The sequence below is a fragment of the Streptomyces sp. NPDC048436 genome (assembly GCF_043200355.1).
Lineage (GTDB): Bacteria > Actinomycetota > Actinomycetes > Streptomycetales > Streptomycetaceae > Streptomyces.
This window is the reverse complement of record NZ_JBICXP010000003.1, coordinates 464,749-486,866: the sequence shown is the minus strand read 5'-3', so window position 1 is coordinate 486,866 and position 22,118 is coordinate 464,749. Positions and strand designations below refer to the sequence as shown.

The following is a 22,118-nucleotide window of genomic DNA, read 5'->3' as shown; positions in this document are numbered from 1 at the left end:
CCGTACAAAATCAGCGTGTTTTGTCCTGTACGACGGGGTCGGCCACCGCAAAAGCTGTGTCGCCCAGGCCCTCGTGCCGGGAATCGTCCACAGCCCCTACGCCCCCTCCCACCAGCGGAACCTCGGGTCCCTGGTACTCGCCGAGCCAACCGCGGAGCACCTCGTGGACCCGCTCCGCGCCGACGAGTTCGTCACCGTCGTCGACCGGCGGGGAGAACGCGAGCGGGGACAGGAGGAAGGGGCGGGCCTGGGCGCCGCCGAGCCCGCCGTGCGAGCCGATCTGCTCCTCGAAGGCGAGGACTTCGCCGTCCTGGGGGTCGTACCAGGAGTTGACCATGATGTCGGCGACGTGCGGGAAACCGTCGGTGCGGCGCACGGCATCGGCGGCGCCGGGACCGAAGTCGGCGAGCGGCCCGAGGTCGCACGGCTCCTCGTCGAGATAGACCTCGCCGCCGCGCGCCCCGAGGACCACCGGGCCGCGCTCCGCACTGCGTACGAGGAGGAAGCCGATGCCCGGGTGGTTGGCGAGGGTGGGAAGCAGCGCCGGGTGACGGTCGTCGATCTCCTCGCGGGTCATGCGGCGGCGGACGTCGGGGAAGGAGACGAGGCCGAGGTTGCCGGAGGCCAGCACGATGGGCTCCGCGCGGCGGGCGGGGCGGCGCTCTCCGGCGCCCTCCTCGACGGGGCGGCGCAGCGCGGCGCGCACGGTCGAGCGGGCCTCGGCGCCACTGTGCGTGCGCTGCGCCTTGCGCGGCACGGGCAGGCCGCAGCCGGCCCTGACCAGGTCGGCGAGGGTGAGGCCGAAGCGGGCGCGGAAGGTCTCGCCGGGGCTCTGGCCGTGGTCGGAGAGGACCACGATGCGGTAGGCGCGGGGGGCGTGTTCGGCGACCTTCGCGATCAGCGCGAGGGACCGGTCGAGGCGCTGGAGGACCTTGTCCACGTCGCTGCCGGAGGGGCCCGAGTGGTGGGCCACCTCGTCGTACGCGACGAGGTCGGCGTAGACGGCGGTGCGCCCGGCGAGCATGTCACCGATGACCGCGGCGACGACGACGTCGCGCTCGACGACGGTCGCGAAGGCGCGGATGAAGGGGTAGAGCCCGCCCCGGCCGACCCGTGGACGCCGCTTGCCGATCCGGGCGCGGGTCGACTCGGCGATCTCGCGGCCGACTTCGGCGATGAAGGAGAGCGCGGTGCGGACGGCGTTGGCGGGATCGGAGAAGTAGGCGAAGTACCCGGCGCGCGAGCGGTTCTGTCTGCCGCGGCGCGCGGCCATGGAGAGGACGAGGGCGAGCTGCTCGGCGCCGCCGCTGAAGAGGTTGCCGCGGCTCGCGCCGTCGAGGGTGAGGAGGCCGCCGTCGCCGGTGCGCTCGATGGCGCGGCGCTGGAGTTCGACGGCGGACGCGGGGCGGTTGGAGACCATGACCTCCCCGGTGTCCTTCTCGTACCAGCGGAAGGCGGGGACGTCGTGGTTGGAGCCGTGCAGGATGCCGAGCTGGCTCGCGCCGGTCTGGCTCGACCAGTCGGTGCGCCAGGGGGTGAGGCGGTGGCTCGGCGTGCCCTCCTGGCCGAGCCAGCCCGCGACGGTCGGCATGAGGCCCTTGTCGGTGGCGGCGCGCAGGACGTCGTGGCCGACGCCGTCGAGCTGGATGAAGACGGTGCCCGGTGCGACGGGACCGGTCCGTCCCTCGCGCCGGCGGCGGCGCCTGCGGTCGGCCAGGCGGTAGAGACGGCGGCGGTAGGCGTCGTCGTCACGGACGGCGAGGGCGCCGCCGGTTGCGGAGGCGACGGCGGACATGACGGCGGCGACGACGACGGCGGTCTCGGCGTTGGCCTCACCGCGGCCGTCGGGGATGAGCCGCAGGGCGAGGAGCAGCAGCGACCCGTTGAGGAAGAAGGCGAGCAGCCCGAGGACGAGCGCGGGCACGAGCAGCAGCGCCCTGACCAGCAGCGGCCACACGAGCGAGGAGAGCAGACCGAAGGCGCCTGCCCCCAGGGCGCCGGTGACCGCGATGCGGGTGGCGCTGTCGCCGTCGTCGGACTGCAGCTGGAAGTCGGGCAGGATCCCGGCGAGCGCGAGCAGGGTGAGCGTGCTGACCGCCCACACGGCGACGGACCGCCACAGAGCGCTGCCGACCGCCCGCCATCGCCCTCGCCCCACGCCGCCGCCTTACGTTTCATGACAGATCAGGACACCAGCGTGTCATACGGCGGGGACATCCCCCGGAGTCAGCGGCCGTCGTAGCCCGCCGTCGGCATCGAAAGACGGCGGTGGACGTGGGCCTTCATCACCGCGTCGTACGACGGCTCCGCGAGGCCGGCCGTCTCGATCCGCACCCCGCGCCGCCCGCACTCCGCGGTGAACTCGTCCGGCGAGCGCAGGGCACTGTCGAGGACCCGGCGGCTCGGCACGACGAAGAGGTCCACGAGGCCCTCGTCGACGTCGGCCCAGAGCATGGCGTGGTCGGAAGGCAGCCCCCGGACGACGAGTTCACGGGTGATGACGTATCCCCGGGCGGCGGCCCACCGCGCGCACATCGCGTGCTGGCTGCGGGAGTCGACAAGGAAGGGGTCGTCGTCCAGCTCCTCCAGCGGTGTCAGGCTGGCGATCGCCGCGACCCGCACCACTGTCACGCTTGCGGTGTCTCCCATCGCGTCTCCCTCACCTCTGGCGTCCTCACCACTGGCGTCAGCCGAAGACCCTACTCCTGGCCGTAGGCTCGTAAACAGTCGCGCGAAGGAGGAACCGGAGTGCCGGTGGAGATCACCTGGTGGGGTCATGCCACCTGCACGGTCGAGGATTCGGGTCTGCGGGTGCTCACCGACCCGCTGTTCGCCCGCCGCCTCGCCCATCTGCGCCGGCGCGGAGGCGCGCTCCCGTCGCCCGATGCGGCCGTCGCGGATGCCGTGCTCGTCTCGCATCTGCACGCCGACCATCTGCATCTGCCCTCCCTCGCGGGCATCGCGCCCGGCACCCGTGTGCTGCTGCCGCGCGGGGCCCGCCGGCAGGTGCCGGGCCTTACGCGCAGACTCGCTCATCTGCACCTGACCGAGGTCGTGCCGGGGGACGAGGTGCGGGTCGGCGATCTCGTCGTACGCGTGGTGCCGGCGCGGCACGACGGGCGGCGGCTGCCCGTGGGCCCGCATCGCTCGCCGGCGCTCGGCTTCGTGGTGGCGGGTGAGGCGCGGACGTACTTCGCCGGTGACACCGGGCTCTTCGACGCGATGGCCGAGGAAGTCGGGGAGGTCGACGTGGCGCTGCTTCCGGTCGGCGGCTGGGGGCCGTTTCTCGGCCATGGTCATCTCGACGCGGGGCGCGCGGCGATCGCCCTCGCGAAGATCGCGCCGCGCAGCGCGGTGCCGGTGCACTACGGCACGTACTGGCCGGTCGGCATGGATGCCGTGCGGCCGCATGAATTCCACACTCCGGGTGAGGAGTTCGTGCGCCAGGCGGCGCGGCTCGCGCCCGATGTGACGGTGCACCGTCTGGGGCACGGCGAGAGGGTGCGGCCCGCGGTCGCCAAGGGGGAACCTCAGTGATCCTGGCCGCGACGGCACAGGTGCCGCCGGAGTCGACGCAGCAGGCGCTCGGCTATCCCTCGCTGTTCCTGCTCATCGTGCTCGGCGCGCTCGTGCCGGTGGTGCCCACGGGCGCGCTGGTCAGCTCGGCCGCCGTGGTGGCCGTCCATCAGACGGTGCCGTTCGCGCTGCTCATGGTGTTCGGGGTGTCGGCGTTCGCGGCGTTCCTCGGGGACATCGCCCTGTACTGGCTCGGCCGGCGCGGGATGCACTCGAAGAACGGCTCGCGCTGGCTGGCGGCGATCCGCGACCGGGCGCCCGAGGAGCGTCTCGCCCAGGCGCAGGAGAAGCTCGCCGACCACGGTGTGCTGGTCCTCGTCCTTTCCCGGCTCGTCCCTGCCGGGCGGATTCCGGTGATGCTGGCCTGCCTGATGGCGAAGATGCCGCTGCGCGAGTTCGCCCGCGGGAATCTGCCGGCGTGCCTCGCCTGGGCCGTGACGTACCAGCTGATCGGCATTCTCGGCGGCTCCCTCTTCAGGGAGCCATGGGAAGGCGTGGCGGTGGCGGTCGGGTTGACGGTGCTGATCAGCGCGGCGCCGACGGTGTGGCGCAGGGTCCGGCGGCCGGCGTCGTCGTAGGGCCCGGACAGGCCCTAGGCGCGAAGGTCGCCGAAGGCCGATCCGAGGTCGCTCAACGCCCGCTTGACGTGCGGTAGTTCCAGAGCGTCCGGTGCGTTGAGGGAGTCCATGCGCTCCTGCCGGGTCGAGCCGAGCAGCGGCCATGTGGGCAGACGTACGCGCAGCGCGCCGAGCTCGTCGCCGAACCGGTGGCCGCCGGGCGCGGGCAGGCCGAGACGTTCACCGAGGAAGTCCTCCAGGTCCTGGGAGTCGCCGACGCCGCGCTCGGCGAGGGCCGGGCGGAGCGGGGAGAGGTCCACGTAGAGGTGGCGGCCGGCCTGCGGGGGCCGGGCGAGCGCGCCCGCCGCGAGGACGGCCCGCTGTGCGGCGGCGGCCACGCGCGCGTGCAGGCGGGTCGCGCGGATGAGGCGGTCGGTGATCTCGTCCGGCTCGCCCAGTGCGTACGAGGCCGCCGCCGCGACCGGCGTCGCGAGGAACGCGCCGAGCGCGGTGAGCACGTCCAGGGTGCGGGCCCGCAGGGCGGCGGCCCACGCACCGGCCGGGAAGCGGGCGACGGCGGCGGGCCAGCCGGGCGGCAGGAACGCTCCGGAGAGGTCGCTCAGAATCGTCACCCGGTCGGGGGCCATCTCGGCGGGGCCGACCAGGACCGTGTCGTGCGGACGGTGCAGGGTGTCGCGCCAGGTCTCGTCGCTGACGATGTGCAGGCCCTCGTCCGCGGCGGCCTCCACGGCTTCGTGCAGCACTTCCGGCGGCGGCACGGTGGCGGTGGGGTCGTCGGCGACGGAGAGCACGAGCAGGCGAGGGGTGCCGCCTTCGTCACGGATACGGCGGACGGTCTCCAGGAGGGCGTACGGATCGGGGACGCCGCCGCACTCGGCGGGCGTCGGCACGTGGTACACCGACCGGCCCAGCAGCCGCACCTGGGGCGCCCACCACGCGGGGCACGGGCGCGGGAGCAGGACGTCGCCGCCGAGCGCGGCGGTCAGCGCGAGCAGCAGGGGTGCGGCCCCGGGGGCGGCGGCGACCTGGTCGCGCTCCACGGCGACGCCGCGCCGGGCCCAGTAGCCGCTCGCCGCGTCCAGGAGTGCGGGGCCGCCGCCGGGTGGTTCGGCGTGCTCCTGGCCCGCGGCACCTGCGAGGACGGCGGAGAGCCCGGGCAGGACCGGAAGCCCCGGCTCCGGCAGGGGAGGCCCGTACCGGACAGGGCCACGGCCTTCGGGTTCCGTCCGCATGCGTCCATCGAAACGCGGCCGGGCGGTGGCCGCGCGCGGAGGCCCCCGGCCGGGTGGTTTCCGCCCCGCGGCTCCTTGCCTCAGTCCTGCGCCAGCGAGGCCATCGACGTCAGTTCCCGCTCAAGGCCCCGTCCCCGCGTCCGGACCACCGCGGACGCGACGTCCGCGAGTTTCCGGTTCGTGGTCTGGGAGATGCGGCGCAGCATCGTGAAGGCCTTGTCCGCGTCGCAGGTCAGGACGTGCATGATGATGCCGCACGCCTGGTCGACCACGGGGCGGGTGCGCAGCGCGGCGCCCAGGTGGTCGAGTTCGCTGAGGGCCGCGCGGTAGTGGCGGTCGCGGACCAGGGCGGTCGTCGCGAGGTCGCCGAGCGCCTGGGCCGGGCCGTGCCGGGCGTCGTCCAGGGTGCCGGGGTGGAAGCTGAACAGGGTCAGGGTGACCGTGAGCCCCGCGCGCTGGAAGGGGAGCGTGACACTGGAGCGCACGCCGGAGGCGAGCGCCATGGCGCGGTACTCGGGCCACCTCTCGTCGCGCAACAGGTCGCCCGTGTCCACCGGTGCGCCACGTTCCTGCGCGGCGGGTATGGGCCCATCGCCTGAGCGCAACTGGACGGAGACGAGGCCGGCGAGGTCGGGGTGGGTCACCGCCGCGGGATGTTCACTGCCGCCTTCGGTGACCGTCGTGCCCGCGCCGCAGCAAGCGGTGGTGCAGCGGACGGCCTGTTCGACGAGTTCCGACAGCCTGCGGCCCGGCAGCGCTGATTCCGGTCCTGCCAGGTCCGGTTCCGGCATGAGGGGCATGGTGGTTTCCTCCTCTTCTTGTTCGCCTTCCCGCCATGACCCCCGGAAAACAATCGCAGCGGATACGTTCAACCCATGGCCAAAGCGGAAGAGTTCGGTGAAGAGCTCGCGGACTTCGTGCGCCGCGTAGCCGAGTTGAAATCGGCCCGCTCGGTACCGGCGGACGATCTCGGCACGGTTCTCGACGCGGCGATATTCGAACTCGACCATGTGGCGGACCAGCTGAGGCCGCTCTACGACCGGCTCGCCGCCGACGGACACCTGGGCGGCGGCTCGCCCGACCGGGACGAACAGCAGCTGCTGCGGGCCATCTTCCAGCGCCTCCCGCTGCCCGTCGCCCTGGTCGACCGGGAGTCGGTGGTGCGGCGGATGAACTTCGCGGCGACCGGCCTGGCGGGCGTACGCGCGGGCTATGCGACCGGCAGGCCCCTGACCGGGTTCCTGCTGCACGCGGACCGGGTCGCGTTCCGCTCGCAGACCGCCGCGGTCGCCCGCGGCGAGGGGGACCGCAGCCTCACCGTCCACCTCCAGCGCGACCCGCACCTTCCGGTCCGCGCGACCCTCACCGCGCTGCGTCCTGGTGCCGAGCCGCGCACGGCGGTCCTCGTGGCGCTGCAGCCGGGCGTCCACTCCACCGGTTCGCGCGCGCCGCAGCAGGACGCCTTCCCGCTCCCCGCGCCCGACCTCGGGGAAGCGACCCGGCACGCGGCCCAGATGGACCTGGCGGACGCCATGACCGCCGCCCTGCTCGCCGCTCCTGTCGGGAACCGCGCGGCCGTGCTCGAAGCGGCAGCCGGGGTGCTGCACGGGCGGTTCGCCGACTGGGTGATAGCCGACGAAGGGGCCGCGCGACAGCGGCGTACGACTGTCCTCGGCCCCGAGGACGCGCCGGTCGCCGACGTCCTCGCGCAGGCGCCCGCCGCGTGCCCCCTCGTCGATGAGGCGGCACGCGGCGGGGCGCCGATGCTGCAGGTCCGTCCGGAGGACCCGGAGGCCTTCGGCCGGGACTCGTCCGGCGCCCCCGTCCTCGTACGCGCGCAGGTGACGTCCCTGCTGTGCGTGCCGCTGAGGGGGCGCGCGGACGGCCCGGTGGAGGGTGTCCTCACACTGTTCAGGAGCGGGTCCCGGCTCGCCTTCTCGATGGCCGAGGCACGGGCGGCCGACGTGATGTCGCGTCACATCGCGCTCGCCATGACCCGGCGGGCGGGCCGCTAGGCGGTGGCTACGCGGCGTCCTGCATGACCTGGTCGCGCAGGCGGTCGCAGCAGCGGCTGATCAGACGGGAGACGTGCATCTGCGAGATGCCGAGCTCCTCGGCGATCCGGCTCTGCGTCATGTCGCCGAAGAACCGCATGTAGAGGATGTCGCGCTCCCGTTCGGGCAGCGCGGCGAGGCGCGGCTTGACGGCCTCGCGGTCGATGACGACATCGAGGGCGGGGTCGGGAGCGCCCAGCGCGTCCCGCAGCGCGTAACCGTCCTCGCTGCCCGGCAGTTCGGCGTCCAGCGAGAGCGCGGTGAAACTTTCGAGCGCCTCAAGGCCGGCGGCCGCGTCCTCCTCGGACAGCTGGGCCTTCTCGGCGATCTCGGCGAGGGTCGGCGTGCGCCCGGGGACGGTCTGCATCAGGTCCTGGCGGGCGAACCGCACACGATTGCGCAAGTCCTGTACGCGGCGCGGCACATGGAGGGTCCACATGTGGTCGCGGAAGTGGCGCTTGATCTCACCTGTGACGGTCGGCACGGCATAGCTCTCGAAAGCGCTGCCCCGCTCGGGGTCGTACCGGTCGACGGCCTTGACGAGACCGAGGGCAGCCACCTGACGCAGGTCGTCGAGCGCTTCACCGCGATTGCGGAACCGGCTCGCGAGCCGCTCGGCCATCGGCAGCCAGGCCCGCACCAGTTCCTGACGCAGCGCGTCACGTTCGGGGCCGTGCGGCATCTCGGTGAGCTTGCGGAACGACGCCGCGGTGTCGGGGGCGTCGTCGTGCGGGTGCCGGTTGGTCTTTCGAGCGTCGGTACGCATGATGCGTCGCAACTCCCTTGTCGGTGCCTAGGGTTGACAGAGTCACCGTGGGGGTGCGCGCGGATCCACTACGGAACACACCCGGGGCGGGGCGCGAGCCACTCCCACGGACGTGCCTCCGGTCCGAAGCACTGTTCCGTTCGCTTGCCCCGAGGTCCCAGGGACAAACACATCGCCTCTCCGGAGGGCGGCGCCCGCGGGGAGCGGACACCGCCCCGCCGCTCGTCACATCGCGCGGCGAACGGCTTCCGCCTCGTCGGCGCCCGCGACACGCTTCACGTTCGCGACCGACGGCAGCAACCACTCCTCGTACCGGCCGAGTGCCAAAACGATGCCCAGCATCACCACCGGGATGAACACAGCGAGAACCGCCATGACTCCTTCTTTCCCAGGACGCCCGTGGGGGGTGCGAATTGACCGGGTCTCCCTACTTCCTTTGGGCAAACCCGCATGGACCGACCGCAGACGGGTACTGCGGCGGAACCACGAACCCCCCTCAGAAGGGCCCGAACCATGGCTGTTTTCGTAAGGGACGTCATGACACCGGGCGTCGTGGCGGTAGGCCCCGACGCCTCGTTGGTGGAAGCGGCACAGCTGATGCGCGCTCAGGACGTCGGGCACGTCCTGGTCGCGACGGAGGGCCGGCTCGTCGGCGTGCTCACCGACCGGGACATCGCCATGCGGGCCGTCGCCGACGGGGCCGATCCCCTCACGGTCAGCGCCCAGGCCGTCTGCACCCCCAACCCCGTGATGGTCGCTCCGGATGACGCGGTGTCGGCGGCGGTCAGCCTGATGCTCGAGAACGCCGTACGCAGGCTGCCCGTCGTCGAGGACGGACAGCCGGTGGGCATGGTGAGCCTCGGAGATCTGGCGGCATCGGCCTGAAGGAGAAGCGGCTCCCGGCGTGGCGCGCATCGCCCGCGAGGGCCGGGCCCGCCCAGGCCGGGCGGGGTCCTGGCCCGGCCTGGACGGAGCGGGTCCGGTTGCACGGTTGTGCCGGGGGGAGCGACCGGACCCGCGGCGCGGGCCCGACCCGGCGCGAGGCCGGGCCGGATCGTCGCCGGTGGTCCGTCCCGGCGGCGCCCGGGGGGCGGGTCAGGGACCCGTGGGCGGCGACCGGCCCAGCCGACGACAGCTGAAACGATAAATCAGCTACCGCGCGGCCACGATCCGCTGAGCGCGGCCACTGTCCGGATAACGCAGGCCCACCGCGCCGCCCGCCACAAGACCGCTCACGACCGGGGTCCGGCCCCACGCAGCGTCTGCGACGGCAGTTCGCCGAACCGGGCCCGGTACTGCTCGGCGAATCTCCCCAGATGGCTGAAGCCCCACCGGTGCGCCACCTCGCTCACGCTCAGCGCCCAGGGGTCCGCCACGCGCAGTTCGTCGCGGACGCGGGTCAGCCGTACGTCCCGTACGTACGCCATCGGTGACATGCCCACATAGCGGCGGAACGCCTCTTGAAGCCACCGCACCCCCACCCGCGCCTCGGCTGCGAGTCCGGTCGGGGTGAACGGATGCTCGGGCCGCTCCCGGACGGCGTCCATCGCGCGCTTCACCGGCGCGGGACGCAACTTGTCCGCCGGGCGGTTGAGTTCGGCGCGGAAGGGATGCTCGGCGGCGAGCAGCAGCCCGTTCAGGATGGTCTCCTGAAGGGGCGCCGCGATCAGCGGCGACGTGTACAGGGACGCGGAGTCCTGTGCCGCGCCCGGCTGCTCGTCGCGCAGTTCCTCGATGACCGCCGCGACGAGCCGGGCCCAGCCGCGGCCGGGACCACGGGTGGTGTCGAGTTCGGGGCCGAGCTCCAGCGGGGTGCGGACGGAGCGGCCGAGGAGTTGCTCGAGGCGCTGGTCGAGCGCCTCGCGGTCCACCTTCACCGCGAGGACGCGGCAGTCGCCGCTCCACCGCTCCACCACCGTGTCGCCGACGGGCTGGAACACCCCGGCCCGCTCCGCCGTCGCGACCCTGCCCGCGGCGCCGCCCTGACGGAAGCTCATGTGTCCGCCGAGCAGGATGTTCACGTGGTAGGCGCCCAGTTCGCCGAGCCGCATCCGCACATCGGCGCCGCAGCTCATCTCGCCGACGGTGAGGGCGCCGAGCCGCCCGACGTCGAACTCGGCCCGGAAGGTGCGCGGACCTTCGATGACGTCCATGAAGTTGCTGTAGAACGTGGCGCCGATCATCAGCTGTGCCTCGTCCACGTCCCCGCTCCTGAAGGACGTCCGCAGCGGTGCAGCACTCACCCGCGATTCCACCCGCTCCCCCGACCTCTCCCGTCCTCCCCCGTGGCTACACCTCGCGCCCCAGCAGACTCAGCAGCTCCGTCTGCGCGTCGGCGTCCTTGGGCGGTTCGACCGCGGGGGCGAACAGCCCGCTCTTCGCCAAGTCCGCAGCGTACGGCTTGATTTCCCTTACGGAAAAGGCGACCAGGTCGTCCGGCAGCTTTTCGTCCGCGCCGATCGCACGGGACAGGTCCCAGGCGTGCACGACGAGGTCAGTGATCATCTGCCCGCAGTAGAAGTCCGCCCCGCTGTCACCGGAGGAGAGGTGGACCGTGCGGTCGAGGGCGCCGGGCTCCCCGAACGCCTCGCGGGCGGCGGCGGAGGCGGTGTCCCAGGAGGTGACGGGGTCGGGGCCGAGCATGTCACCGTCGAAGGAGTCGCCGACGGAGTCGATGGTGGCGCCGTCGCGGACGAGCGAGGGGACCCAGAGCTGCTCGGTGGTGAGGTGGTTGACGAGGTCGTGCACGGTCCAGTCGGTGCACGGCGTCGGCGCGTCCCACTGATCGGCCCGGACCGTGTGCACCCGTTCGGTGAACAGTTCGAGGGCGGCGGAGTGCCGGGCGAGGAGCGGGTGGCCCGCGGTGCCAGTCGTGTCTGCCATACCCGCCATTGTCCTCTTGAGGCGGGAAGCCGCTACCGCTTCGGCCTCCTGGCCGGCGGCGGCTACCGCATCGGCCTCCTCGGCCCGGCGTCGGTTACCGCTTGCGCTCCACCCGGCGCTCGTCCCACACCGGCTCCGGCGTCTCGCGTACGAGGCCGTCACTGCCGAAGACCAGATAGCGGTCGAACGAACGGGCGAACCAGCGGTCGTGCGTCACGGCGAGGACCGTTCCCTCGTATGCCTCAAGGCCCTCCTGCAACGCCTCGGCCGATTCCAGGTCGAGGTTGTCGGTGGGCTCGTCGAGCAGCAGCGCGGTGGAGCCCTCCAGTTCAAGGAGCAGGATCTGGAAGCGGGCCTGCTGGCCGCCCGAGAGCCGCTCGAAGCGCTGCTCCGCCTGCTCGGTGAGCTCGTACCTGCGCAGCCGCGACATGGCGGGGCCCTTGGCCTGGGCGTGCTCGCGCCACAGGATGTCCAGGAGGCTGCGGCCGAAGAGCTCCGGGTGGGCGTGGGTCTGCGCGAAGTGGCCCGCGACGACGCGTGCGCCGAGCTTCCACTCGCCGGTGTGCCCGACGTCGCCGCCGGCCAGGAGGCGCAGGAAGTGTGACTTGCCGGAGCCGTTCGAGCCGAGGACGGCGACGCGCTCGCCGTAGAACACCTCCAAGTCGAAGGGCTTCATCAGGCCGGTGAGTTCAAGGCCCTTGCAGGTGATGGCCCGGATGCCGGTGCGCCCGCCGTGCAGCCGCATGGTGATGTCCTGTTCGCGCGGCGGCTCGGGCGGCGGCCCCGCCTCCTCGAACTTCCGCAGCCTTGTCTGCGCGGCGGAGTACCGCGAGGCCAGCTCATGGCTGACCGAGGCGGCCTGCCGGAGGCTGAGCACGAGCTTCTTCAGCTGGGCGTGCTTCTCGTCCCAGCGCCTGCGCAGCTCCTCGAAGCGCGCGAACCGCTCGCGCCGCGCCTCGTGGAAGGTGGCGAAGCCGCCGCCGTGCACCCAGGCGTCGGCGCCCGCGGGCCCCGGCTCGACGCTGACGATCTTCTCGGCGGCGCGGGCGAGGAGCTCGCGGTCGTGCGACACGAACAGGACGGTCTTGCGCGTCTCCTTGAGCCGCTCCTCGAGCCAGCGCTTTCCGGGTACGTCGAGGTAGTTGTCCGGCTCGTCGAGGAGCAGCACCTCGTCGCCGCCGCGCAGCAGGGCTTCGAGCACGAGGCGTTTCTGCTCACCGCCGGAGAGGGTCCTGACCTCGCGGAACTGTGCCTTGTCGTACGGGACGCCGAGCGCGGCCATGGTGCACATGTCCCAGAGCGTCTCGGCCTCATAGCCGTGCGCCTCGGCCCAGTCGGAGAGCGCCTGGGCGTACTGGAGCTGGGCGGCCTCGTCGTCGACGGTCATGATCAGGTGCTCGGCGACGTCCACGGCCTTCGCGGTCTCGCGGATACGGGGGTTCGACACGGAGACGAGCAGGTCGCGCACGGTCGTCTCGTCGCGCACGGACCCCACGAACTGCGGCATGACGCCGAGGCCGCCGCTGACGGTGACGGTGCCGCCGTGGGGCTGGATCTCGCCCGAGATCAGGCGGAGCAGGGTGGTCTTGCCCGCGCCGTTGGCCCCGACGAGAGCGACGACGGCGCCCTCACCGACGCGGAAGGAGACATCGCCGAGCAGAGCTCGGCCGTCCGGCAGGTAGTACTCGATGTGCGCGGCTTCCAGATGTCCCATGCCGGGATTCTCTGCGGGGGGTACGGGTTGCGGCAAATACGTTTCGGACCTTCACCCGTTTCGGGCATATATGTGATGGTTCACTGCCCAGCTGGTCCGGGGTGACGAACGGACACCGCCCAGAACACGCTGCCCACATATTGATACGTGGGTCTCATTATTCGACATCGCGGCGTACCGTTCGATCCGCCGCAGAGAGCGGCAGCGACCGTTGAGGAGTACCGCCATGCCGAAGGAGACCGCCGTCTACACGCACGGGCATCACGAGTCCGTCCTGCGTTCCCACACCTGGCGCACCGCCGCCAACTCGGCCGCGTACCTCGTCGGTTCGCTGAAGCCGCACATGAAGGTCCTTGACATCGGCTGCGGGCCCGGCACCATCACCGCCGATCTGGCCGAGCTGGTACCCGACGGCCACGTCACGGGCGTGGACCACGCTCCGGGCATCCTGGAGAAGGCCCGCGCCACGGCTGCCGAACGCGGCCTGGAGAACATGGAGTTCGCCGTCGCGGACGTGCACGCCCTGGACTATCCCGACGACACCTTCTGCGTCGTCCACGCCCATCAGGTGCTCCAGCACGTGGGCGACCCGGTGCGGGCGCTGAGCGAGATGCGGCGGGTGTGCAAGCCGGGCGGCATCATCGCGGTGCGCGACGCGGACTACGAGGCGATGACCTGGCACCCCAACTCCCCCGCCATGGACAGCTGGCTGGACCTCTACCGGCGGGTGGCCCGCGCCAACGGCGGCGAGCCGGACGCGGGACGCCGCCTCAAGTCCTGGGCGCTGGAAGCCGGCTTCGAGGACATCACCGCGAGCGCGAGCACCTGGTGCTACAGCTCACCCGAGGAGCGCGCCTGGTGGAGCGGGCTCTGGGCGGACCGCACGCTGGCCTCCGCGTACGCCGGACGCGTGGTCGACGGCGGGCATGCCGACGAGGGTGAACTGCGGGCTGTCGCCGAGGGGTGGCGCGAGTGGGGGAAGCAAGAGGACGGCTGGTTCGCCGTGCTGCACGGGGAGATCCTCTGCCGCAAGTGAGCCCGCCGGTGACCCCGCAAGTGAGCCTGCTGGTGAGCCCGCCGGTCAGCTCTCCGACGAGAACCATGGAACGTGTGGCGATGCATAAAGGTTCCCAATTGGCGGCGTAAAGCGGCCTGTTGGGGATACCCGGGCACCAGGAGGTAAGACACTATGGTTCCCATTCTGCTCGTCCTTCTGCTGGCCCTGATCCTTTTCGGTGCGGGGTTCGCGGTGAAGATTCTCTGGTGGCTCGCCATCGCCGTGCTCGTCATCTGGCTGGTCGGATTCCTGATGCGCAGCACGACGGCTACCGGCACGAGGTCCCGCTGGTATCGGTGGTAGCTCGCACCGACACCGGTGACGGACCGACAGCCGTTCGCGGAACCCGGATTCCCGAGCCCGCGGGCTTCAGCCCGCGGGCTCGGCCGGTCCCGGATCGACGAAGCTGTACGGCGGCAGCGGACCGCGCACCCGAAGGTCCAAGTGGGGCTCGCACGACCGCAGTTCGTCGACCGCGGACAGGAAGCCCAGGGCCGCGTCGCGGTGCACGAGGAACGAGATGTCGGCCAGTCGGCCCGCGCCTTCCGGCTCCGCGGCGCCTTCGGGCCCCGCGCTGACCGCTTCGGCGGTCGGCTCCAGCGCGCGCAGCACACGGACCGCGTCGCCCGCCTCCCGCGCCCGCACGGTGGCGCTGACCCGCTCGCCGAGCTGTAGCTTCTGCTCGGGACTGCCGCCCCCGGAGAGCTGATCGACCTCCACCATGGCGCGCAGCTCCGGGTTCTCGGCGAGCACCTGGTGCAGTACGGCCCGTTCGTTGTGCGAAGCCCGCACGTTGTACTCGACCTTGCCGTCCAACGCCCGCAGCCGCTCCACGTAGTGGTCGGCCCGCTCGGCGAGGACCGCGAGGGCCGCCTCGTCGTCCGGCGCGAGGCTGCCGAAGCGCATCGGGAGCACCGCCCCCAGCGCCGCCGCGTCGGACAGGACGTCCTGGTGCGCGAGCAGTCCGGCTTCCGTGGGCCTCAGGTCCGCAGGGGCGTCGCTGACCAGCGCGGCCAGCTCGCCGCACCGCACGATCCGGACGGGCCGGGGTGGCTCACCGATGCCTCTCGTGCCGTCCGGCGGGTCCGGGTACGAGCTGCCGACGATGCCGTAGATGTACGTGCTCACTGCTCCCTCACCTCACTCCCCGCGCAAGGCCCGGGTGACCCCGCGCGCCATGGGCAAACCTCAGCTGAGCCTGTGGGGTTCCTTCCATGGTCCATAGGGGTGCTGACAACACCTGAACCCGGGTGCCCGCGGGCGTGCCCCGCGCCGCGTACACCGGAAGGATTCAGGGAGACGGCCCAGGTGGGGCCGGGGGAGCGAGACACACCATGGCGAGCGGAACACGGAGACAGCCGGGACACCCGGATCCGGGGCGCACGGAGGGGACGGAGAGCGAATCGGGGCACACAGGGGGCACGCAGAGCGATCCGGGGCGCGCAGAGAGCACGGAGGGCTTGGGAGGCCGCCGAGCTCCCCTTCCCTCCCCCCGGCCCGCCGGCGGCAAGCCCACCGCTCCCCCGCCCGTCCACGCCGCCTTCGCCCTGTGGATCACCGCGGTCGTGGCGGGCTTCTTCGAGACGGTGCTCGCGGTCGGCGGGCTGATCGCCGAGGGTGACGCCTCCACCGGGGAGATCGCGGGCGGCCTGCTGCTGCGGATGGCCGTGTTCTCGGCGGCCGTCCTGTGCGCCGTCCAGTTGCGCCACGGCAGGAACTGGGCCCGCGTGACGCTCGCTCTGGGGCTCGGGGTCCTCGGCACCCTGTCACTGGTGATCGGGCCCGTGCAGTGGCTGGCCGATGGGCACTCACCGGGGGACGCCTTCCGGGATGTCGGTCTGGTGGACGCCCTGTTCGGCGCGAGCCGCGTACTGCATCTGAGCGCGGTGCTCACGGCGACGGTCCTGATGTTCCGGCCCGCGGCCAACGCCTGGTTCAGGGCGGCCGCCCGCAAGCGCTGACCGGCGTCACCGCACGACCGCCTGCTCCACGAGCAGCCGCGCCGCCGCCGCGATGGACTCGGCGTCGATGCCCGCGGCGTGCAGTTGCTCGGCGGGGGACGCCGAGCCCGGCATGGTCCGCACCGCGAGCCGCACCATGCGTGGCACCGGGCCGCCGTCGCTGAAGGCCTCGGCGACCGCGTCGCCGATACCGCCCTCGGGCCGGTGGTCCTCGACGGTGAGCAGACAGCCGGTCCGCTCGGCGGCCTCGCGCAGGGTGGCGCGGTCGACGGGCTTGACCGAGTACAGGTCGATGACCCGCACCTGGATGCCCTCCTCGTCGAGGAACTCGGCGGCGGTCAGCGCCTCGTGCACGGTCACGCCCGCCGCGACGACCGTGAGCCGGTCGGTGTCGGATGAGCGCAGGACCTTGGAGCCGCCCACGGGGAACTCCTCGCCGGGTCCGTAGATGACGGGCATGTCCCCCCGTGACGTACGCAGGTACCGGATGCCGTCGAGGTCCGCCATCTGTGCGACGAGCCGCCCCGTCTGGTGGGCGTCGCACGGGTACAGGACCGTCGAGCCGTGCACCGCGCGGAACATCGCCAGGTCTTCGAGGCCCATCTGGGAGGGCCCGTCCTGGCCGATGGCGACGCCCGCGTGGGAGCCGACGAGGTTGATGCCCGAGCCGCTGACCGCCGCCATGCGGACGAAGTCGTGGGCACGGCTGAGGAAGGCGGCGAACGTCGACGCGTACGGGACCCAGCCGCGGGCCGCGAGTCCCACGGCGGAGGCGACGAGCTGCTGTTCGGCGATGTAGCACTCGAAGTAGCGCTCGGGGTGTTCCTTGGCGAAGTACTCGGTCCGCGTGGAGTCACCGACCTCGCCGTCCAGGGCCACGACGTCGCCGCGCGCGGTGCCGAGGGCGGTGAGCGCCTGGCCGAAGGCGTCGCGGGTGGCGACGGATTCGCCCAGCTCGTGGCGCGGCAGCTCCAGATGCCCGCTGCGCGTCGCGTGCGTCGTCCGCGCGGCTGCGGGCTTGTGCACCTCGACGCGTACCTCGTGTACGCCGCCCAGCTCCTCGATCGCCGTCTCCGCGTCCGGCAGCGGCTTGCCGTGCAGGCCCTCGCGGTCCTCGGCGGCGGAGACACCCTTGCCCTTGACCGTGCGGGCGATGACGGCGGTGGGCTGCCGGGCGGTGGAGCCGGCCTCCTGGAAAGCGCGGTCGATCGCGTCGATGTCGTGTCCGTCGATCTCGATGACGTGCCAGCCGAAGGCGGCGAAGCGCCGGGCGTAGGCGTCGAGGTCCCACTCGTGCCGGGTCGGGCCGCGCTGCCCGAGGCGGTTGACGTCGACGACGACGGTGAGGTTGTCCAGGTGCTCGTATCCGGCGTGCTCGGCGGCCTCCCACACCGAGCCCTCCGCCAGCTCGCTGTCGCCGCACACCACCCAGACCCGGTAGGGGATCCGTTCGAGCCGCTTGCCCGAAAGGGCCATGCCGACGCCGACGGGAAGCCCTTGTCCCAGGGATCCGGTGGCGACCTCGACCCACGGCAGACGGCGCGGCGTCGGATGGCCTTCGAGGCGGCTGTCCTGTGCGCGGAAGGTCAGCAGCTCGTCGTCGGTGACGGCGCCCGCCGCCTTGTACGCCGAGTACAGGAGGGGTGAGGCGTGTCCCTTGGAGAGGATGAAGCGGTCGTTCCCGGGGTGGTCGGGCCGGTCGAAGTCGTAGTGGAGGTGTCGCTCGATGAGCACCGCCATGAGGTCGGCGGCGGACAACGAAGAGGTGGGGTGCCCGGATCCGGCGGCGTCCGCGGCCCGGACGGAGTCGACCCGCAGCTGCCGGGCGAGCGAGGCGGTTTCACTGTTGGTCATGGCGGGTCCTCCTTGGAGTGGGGGCGTTCGGTTCCAGCCGTACACCGGTCGCGTCGACCGTCGGCTCCCGGCACGCGGGGGAACCCCCCGCGTGCCCCTGGAGGACCACCGCCAAACTCCGCCGGACGCCGGGGCCCGGCTCCCGATCGCGCCGTTTACCTGCGGGGCTCCGGGTTACCCGTACCGCGGCGCCGTAGCAGGTGCCGCACGTGCGGGCCGCGCGTCGATGCCGCCCCGCGCTGTGCACCTCCCCCACCCCGCACGTGATCCAGGACGGTCCCGATGAAGGACGCAGTACCCATCGAAAGCCCCGCCATGTCCGCGTACCTGGTGCCCGCGGACGCCCCCGAGGCGGACGGCACCTTCGCATGGGACAGCACGACCATCGTGATCGCCGAGATCACCGCGGGCGACGCCACGGGCACGGGCTGGACCTACGCCCCCGCGTCCACCGTGCCCCTGGTGGCCGAGCAGCTCGCGCCCGCCGTGACCGGCCTCGACGCGCTCGACATCCCCGCGGCGCACGCGGCGATGACGCGGGCGGTCCGCAACACCGGCCGTCCCGGCGCCGCCGCGTGCGCCGTCTCGGCGATTGACATCGCCCTGTGGGACCTGAAGGCGCGCCTCCTGGAGTTACCACTCGTACGTCTCCTCGGCGCGGCCCGCGACGAGGTCCCCGTCTACGGCAGCGGCGGCTTCACGACGTACCACGACACCCATCTGGCGGCCCAGCTCAACGGCTGGGTGCACGGCCAGGGCATACCCCGCGTCAAGATCAGGATCGGCGAGGACTGGGGGCACGCTGCCGCCCGCGATGTGCTGCGGGTGCGCACCGCGCGTGAAGTCATCGGCGCACAGGCCGAGTTGTACGTCGACGCGAGCGGCGGCTACACCCGCAAGCAGGCGATTCGGGTGGGCCGGGTGCTCGCCGAGCACGGTGTGGGCTGGTTCCAGGAGCCGGTGCCGTCGGACGACCTGCGGGGGCTCGGCCTGGTGCGGGACGCGCTCGTCTGCGACGTGGCGGCCGGGGCGTACGGCTACGAACTCTCCTACTTCGCCCGGATGATCCCCTCCGTGGACTGCCTCCAGCTGGACGCGACGCGCTGCGGCGGCCTGACCGAGTGGCTGCGTGCCGCGGCCCTCGCGCAGGCGCACGGCATCGAGGTCTCGGCGCACTGTGCCCCGCACGCGCACGCCGCGGTGGCCGCCTGCGTACCGAACCTTCGGCACATCGAGTGGTTCCACGACCATGTGCGGATCGAGTCGATGTTCTTCGACGGCGCCCTCGACCCGACGGGCGGTTTCGTCCGCCCGGACGGCGGCGTGGGCCACGGTCTTGAGCTGCGGCGCACGGAGAACGTGGAGGAATACCGGGTCGCGTGAGTGGGCCGCGGGCTGCCACTCTCGGCGCATGGACTCGGATGAGAACCACCCCGCGGCGCGGCCCGAACTCCTGCTCATCGGCGGCCGTTCCGGGGCAGGCAAGTCCTCCGTCGGCCTGGAGGTCGCGGCGCTGCTGCGGGCGGCGGACGTGGGGCACGCGTTCATCGAGGGCGACGCGCTCGACGCCATCCATCCGGCGCCGGACGGCGACCCGGACCGCTCCCGGATCACCGGGCGCAATCTGGCGGCGCTGTGGGCGAACTACGCGGAACTCGGCTGCCGCAGGCTCCTCTACACGAACACGGCGGCGGTCCTCGGCAGCGAGGAGTGGCTGTTCGCCGGCGCCCTCGGCGGGCCGCGTATCACCCGCGTCCTCCTCACGGCGTCGGACGCCACCGTCGAGTCACGGCTGACCGCCCGCGAGCTGGGCTCGGAGCTCGGAGCGCAGCTGCGCAGGAGCGCCGTCATGGCCCGCCGGCTGGAGGAGGGGGCGGCAAAGGGCACGCATCGCGTCCCGACGGACGGGCGGCGGCTCGGGGACATCGCCGCCGATGTGGTGGCCGCCACGGGGTGGACGGCGCGGAAGTCCGGGGAAACGATCACGTCCACCGGCCGGGCCAACTAGGCTCGTCCGTATGGAGATCCTGGGAGCCACGCTGCGTATCTGCGTCGAGGACCTGGAGTCCTCGGTCGCCTTCTACGAACGCCTCGCGGGCGCTCCCGCGCAGCGTTTCGAGCGTGGGGGTGTCTCGGTCGCGGCGGTCGGCTGCTTTCTGCTGATGAGCGGCCCCGAGCGGGAGCTGGAGATCCTCCGCAAGGTCTCCGCGACGATCGCGGTGCAGGACGTGGACGAGGCTGCCGCCATCCTGAACGCCTCCGGCGCCCATGTCGTCGCCGGCCCCGTCGCGACCCCGGCGGGCCGCAACCTCATCGCGATGCACCCGGACGGCGCGATCTTCGAGTACGCGGACCGCCGCACCACAACCTGACGGGCCCCGGCCCACGGGCCCGGCCCGCAGCCTCGCACACGACGGCCCTGATGTACCGGGTCTGGGGCACCCCCAATGCTCAGCCCTCGGCCCCCCGCATCCGGAAGTCGTACCGCGCAGGCAGCTCCTCCTCGCTCACCGCGTGCCACAGTTCGCCGATGACCTCGGCGCCCTCGCGCAAGTCGGCCGCCTCGAAGCCCTCGTCGAAGATCGCCCGAGCCGACGTCAACTCACCCTCAGCCAGCAGGAGTTGGATCTCCACCAGGCGGAAGCGGCCCTCCCCTCGTGTCGTTTCGTGCAGGCGGTTCCATACTTCCCGTGCCGCCGCCGGTCGTCCCGCGGTCAGCAGGGCGCCTATCGCCTCCTTGCCCAGCGCGGCGCTCGCCGATGTCCACAGGACGCCGTCGTCGCGGCGCTCCTGGCACAGGTCGTCGAAGGCTTCCGCGTACCGGTCGGCGGCTCGCTCGATGTGGCCCGACTCCTCGTCGGCGACCGCGAGGCAGCGCAGGAACGGCCACCGGGAGGGGGCGAGTTCGAGGCCGCGCTCCCAGCTGCGTACCGCCTGGGCCAGGTCGCCCGCGTGCCACTGCGCGACGCCCAGGTGGTATTCGGCGACCGGCCGCGCGGGCGCCGTCTCCAGCATGTCCCGCCAGTGCGGGGCGACCAGCGTCGGTCCCGGCGGAGCCACCCTGCGCGGCTCGGGGACGGCGCCGGAGTGCAGCAGCTCCAGCCACGGCTCCTGTTCGGGGCCAAGTGTGGCCTCGGGGAAGGGAGTTCCCGGCAGCTTGTGGTCCGCGCGCAGGACTTCCAGCGCGCCCCAGCCCGACCCCGTGGCAAGGACCTCGCCCGGTGCGGTGTCCGCGCTCGGCCGCCACGCGTCGTACGCCGCTTCCACCGCGCCTCGCGGCAACGCCTCCGCGAGCCGCGCCGACACCTCTTCACGCGCCGCCCGCCAGTCCTCGCCGTGCACCGGCCCCGGCTCCGCCGACATCGGACCGTACGACTCCAGCCACGTCAACTCGCCCTCGGCGTCAAGGCGTACGTGCTCCAACTGCGTCCGCGCCAGGCCCGCCTGGATCTCCGCGTACCCGCCGGTGCCCGGCTCCGTCAGCCACTCCTGCCAGCGCCGCCCGCCCGTGCCCGTTCCCCAGACGAAGAGCTTGCGGCCGCGCAGCAGATCGGTCGACGTCTGGACGAGGCCGTGCCCGTCGTCGTCGAGCGCGGCGATCCAGCGCCGCGCCCGGTCCGGTACGTCGTAGAAGTAGTCGGCGGCGTACTCACTGCGCGTCGGGTACGTCCGGTCCACCCCGTCATCACTCCGAGGCACCGGCACCTTGCGCAGCCCGCCCGCGTACCCGAAGTGCCAGGCCTCATCGGCCGGGGCGATGACCCGGCGCTCCTGGGGCACCGCGATGTTGGACCACCAGTAGACGGGCACCGCCTTCTCGTGCGGGTTGCGGATCCGCACGCCGACATGGAGGAAGTCGGAGTCCTCGGGCAGCCACAGGTCCACCTGGAACGGGACGTCACGCAGCCGCTCCCACTCCCACAGGCGCAGCATCTCGCCGCCGTCTGGCGCCGTCACCCGGGCCGCGTGCAGCGGGGCGCAGGACAGCGCCGTATGGCCCGTGGCGCCGATGTTCCACTCGATGCCGCCGGAGAACCAGGCGCCGTTGAGCGCGAAGGACGCGGGCTGCAACACCGGGTTGCGGTAGAGGAGTTCGCGGCCCGTCGGCTTGTGGAGGAGGGAGTGGACCCGGCCGCCGAAGCCGGGCAGGACGGTGGCGCGGAGCCGGTCGTTCTCGATGACCAGCGTGTCGATCGCCGTCTCGGTCCGCTCCCGCCCGTACCCGTCGAGGACGCGCGTCGGCAGGATGCCGCGCAGCGGTTCGTACCCGAGCTGCCGCGCCATGTCACGCGGCAGGCCCTCTCTCCCGCGGTCCTCCAGGGTGTGCGCCTTGCGCAGCGGCCGCAGCGGCGGCAGCGGGTTCTCGGGGCCCAACGGGGCGGCGGGCAGCGTCAGTACGTCACGTCGCACGGTGGTCGTCACGATCACCATGGAACACGGTCG

Annotated in this window: 22 protein-coding genes; 10 read left to right on the top strand and 12 right to left on the bottom strand. The window is 72.6% G+C overall.

The features are described 5' to 3' along the window. Window positions 1-10: 10 nt before the first annotated feature. Complete coding sequence (locus ACGFX9_RS13205) at window positions 11-2,158, bottom strand: alkaline phosphatase family protein (protein WP_393469514.1); 2,148 nt, start codon at window positions 2,156-2,158, stop codon at window positions 11-13. 68 nt (window positions 2,159-2,226) lie between these two features. Then, a complete protein-coding gene (locus tag ACGFX9_RS13200) occupies window positions 2,227-2,649 on the bottom strand; it encodes a hypothetical protein (protein ID WP_393469511.1) in 423 nt (140 codons plus the stop codon). Between the two features lie 99 nt (window positions 2,650-2,748). Between ACGFX9_RS13200 and ACGFX9_RS13195 the strand changes: the two genes are divergently transcribed. Both ACGFX9_RS13195 and ACGFX9_RS13190 read left to right on the top strand, forming a co-directional pair. Continuing rightward, window positions 2,749-3,537: an MBL fold metallo-hydrolase gene (locus ACGFX9_RS13195; protein ID WP_393469508.1), complete on the top strand. Its 789-nt coding sequence runs from the start codon at window positions 2,749-2,751 to the stop codon at window positions 3,535-3,537. After that, window positions 3,534-4,154, top strand: a complete 621-nt coding sequence (locus ACGFX9_RS13190) for a DedA family protein (protein WP_393469505.1) — start codon at window positions 3,534-3,536, stop codon at window positions 4,152-4,154. The genes ACGFX9_RS13195 and ACGFX9_RS13190 overlap by 4 nt, the downstream gene beginning before the upstream one ends. A gap of 14 nt (window positions 4,155-4,168) precedes the next feature. Here ACGFX9_RS13190 and ACGFX9_RS13185 read toward each other — a convergent pair whose 3' ends face one another. Continuing rightward, complete coding sequence (locus ACGFX9_RS13185) at window positions 4,169-5,386, bottom strand: aminotransferase class I/II-fold pyridoxal phosphate-dependent enzyme (RefSeq protein ID WP_393469502.1); 1,218 nt, start codon at window positions 5,384-5,386, stop codon at window positions 4,169-4,171. Window positions 5,387-5,466: 80 nt separating this feature from the next. Beyond that, on the bottom strand, window positions 5,467-6,186 hold the full coding sequence (locus tag ACGFX9_RS13180; RefSeq protein WP_393469499.1) for an ANTAR domain-containing response regulator: 720 nt from the start codon (window positions 6,184-6,186) through the stop codon (window positions 5,467-5,469). A gap of 75 nt (window positions 6,187-6,261) precedes the next feature. Between ACGFX9_RS13180 and ACGFX9_RS13175 the strand changes: the two genes are divergently transcribed. After that, window positions 6,262-7,401 carry a PAS domain-containing protein gene (locus ACGFX9_RS13175; protein WP_393469496.1) on the top strand — a complete coding sequence of 380 codons (1,140 nt, stop codon included), beginning with the start codon at window positions 6,262-6,264 and terminating at the stop codon, window positions 7,399-7,401. 7 nt (window positions 7,402-7,408) lie between these two features. Here the strand turns inward: ACGFX9_RS13175 and ACGFX9_RS13170 are convergent, their stop codons facing one another. Beyond that, window positions 7,409-8,206 (bottom strand): RNA polymerase sigma factor SigF, encoded by a 798-nt coding sequence (locus tag ACGFX9_RS13170; protein ID WP_393469493.1) that lies wholly within the window; start codon window positions 8,204-8,206, stop codon window positions 7,409-7,411. 225 nt (window positions 8,207-8,431) lie between these two features. Further along, entirely contained in the window at window positions 8,432-8,581 is a 150-nt protein-coding gene (locus ACGFX9_RS13165) for a hypothetical protein (RefSeq protein WP_393469490.1), read from the bottom strand. 138 nt (window positions 8,582-8,719) lie between these two features. Here ACGFX9_RS13165 and ACGFX9_RS13160 point away from each other — a divergent pair, with 138 nt between their 5' ends. Then, entirely contained in the window at window positions 8,720-9,091 is a 372-nt protein-coding gene (locus ACGFX9_RS13160; protein WP_393469487.1) for a CBS domain-containing protein, read from the top strand. 347 nt (window positions 9,092-9,438) lie between these two features. On the opposite strand, the gene ACGFX9_RS13155 is transcribed toward ACGFX9_RS13160, so the two are convergent. From ACGFX9_RS13155 to ACGFX9_RS13145, 3 genes are all read right to left on the bottom strand, one after another. After that, the gene (locus tag ACGFX9_RS13155) at window positions 9,439-10,407 is read right to left on the bottom strand and encodes an AraC family transcriptional regulator (protein WP_393469484.1); all 969 of its coding nucleotides are present in this window, start codon (window positions 10,405-10,407) and stop codon (window positions 9,439-9,441) included. A gap of 88 nt (window positions 10,408-10,495) precedes the next feature. Then, complete coding sequence (locus ACGFX9_RS13150; RefSeq protein ID WP_393469482.1) at window positions 10,496-11,089, bottom strand: TIGR03086 family metal-binding protein; 594 nt, start codon at window positions 11,087-11,089, stop codon at window positions 10,496-10,498. A 94-nt stretch (window positions 11,090-11,183) separates the two neighbouring features. Continuing rightward, a complete protein-coding gene (locus tag ACGFX9_RS13145; protein ID WP_393469479.1) occupies window positions 11,184-12,803 on the bottom strand; it encodes an ABC-F family ATP-binding cassette domain-containing protein in 1,620 nt (539 codons plus the stop codon). 226 nt (window positions 12,804-13,029) lie between these two features. Between ACGFX9_RS13145 and ACGFX9_RS13140 the strand changes: the two genes are divergently transcribed. Together ACGFX9_RS13140 and ACGFX9_RS13135 are read left to right on the top strand one after the other, a co-directional pair. Next, entirely contained in the window at window positions 13,030-13,839 is an 810-nt protein-coding gene (locus ACGFX9_RS13140) for a class I SAM-dependent methyltransferase (RefSeq protein WP_393469476.1), read from the top strand. A 153-nt stretch (window positions 13,840-13,992) separates the two neighbouring features. Further along, window positions 13,993-14,163, top strand: coding sequence for a hydrophobic protein (locus ACGFX9_RS13135; RefSeq protein WP_393469472.1), 171 nt, complete (start codon window positions 13,993-13,995; stop codon window positions 14,161-14,163). Window positions 14,164-14,229: 66 nt separating this feature from the next. Here ACGFX9_RS13135 and ACGFX9_RS13130 read toward each other — a convergent pair whose 3' ends face one another. Further along, on the bottom strand, window positions 14,230-14,988 hold the full coding sequence (locus ACGFX9_RS13130; protein WP_393469468.1) for a GvpL/GvpF family gas vesicle protein: 759 nt from the start codon (window positions 14,986-14,988) through the stop codon (window positions 14,230-14,232). A gap of 332 nt (window positions 14,989-15,320) precedes the next feature. Between ACGFX9_RS13130 and ACGFX9_RS13125 the strand changes: the two genes are divergently transcribed. After that, window positions 15,321-15,821 carry a hypothetical protein gene (locus tag ACGFX9_RS13125; RefSeq protein WP_393469465.1) on the top strand — a complete coding sequence of 167 codons (501 nt, stop codon included), beginning with the start codon at window positions 15,321-15,323 and terminating at the stop codon, window positions 15,819-15,821. 6 nt (window positions 15,822-15,827) lie between these two features. Here ACGFX9_RS13125 and ACGFX9_RS13120 read toward each other — a convergent pair whose 3' ends face one another. Next, window positions 15,828-17,720, bottom strand: coding sequence for a transketolase (locus ACGFX9_RS13120; RefSeq protein ID WP_393469463.1), 1,893 nt, complete (start codon window positions 17,718-17,720; stop codon window positions 15,828-15,830). A 237-nt stretch (window positions 17,721-17,957) separates the two neighbouring features. Here ACGFX9_RS13120 and ACGFX9_RS13115 point away from each other — a divergent pair, with 237 nt between their 5' ends. The 3 genes from ACGFX9_RS13115 to ACGFX9_RS13105 are packed head-to-tail and all read left to right on the top strand — an operon-like array spanning window position 17,958 to window position 20,047. After that, window positions 17,958-19,058 (top strand): enolase C-terminal domain-like protein, encoded by a 1,101-nt coding sequence (locus tag ACGFX9_RS13115; RefSeq protein ID WP_393469460.1) that lies wholly within the window; start codon window positions 17,958-17,960, stop codon window positions 19,056-19,058. A 28-nt stretch (window positions 19,059-19,086) separates the two neighbouring features. Next, window positions 19,087-19,683 carry a hypothetical protein gene (locus ACGFX9_RS13110; RefSeq protein WP_393469457.1) on the top strand — a complete coding sequence of 199 codons (597 nt, stop codon included), beginning with the start codon at window positions 19,087-19,089 and terminating at the stop codon, window positions 19,681-19,683. Between the two features lie 10 nt (window positions 19,684-19,693). After that, window positions 19,694-20,047 carry a VOC family protein gene (locus tag ACGFX9_RS13105; protein WP_393469454.1) on the top strand — a complete coding sequence of 118 codons (354 nt, stop codon included), beginning with the start codon at window positions 19,694-19,696 and terminating at the stop codon, window positions 20,045-20,047. 79 nt (window positions 20,048-20,126) lie between these two features. On the opposite strand, the gene ACGFX9_RS13100 is transcribed toward ACGFX9_RS13105, so the two are convergent. Further along, window positions 20,127-22,106: a DUF5107 domain-containing protein gene (locus ACGFX9_RS13100; protein ID WP_393469451.1), complete on the bottom strand. Its 1,980-nt coding sequence runs from the start codon at window positions 22,104-22,106 to the stop codon at window positions 20,127-20,129. Between the last annotated feature and the right edge of the window lie 12 nt (window positions 22,107-22,118).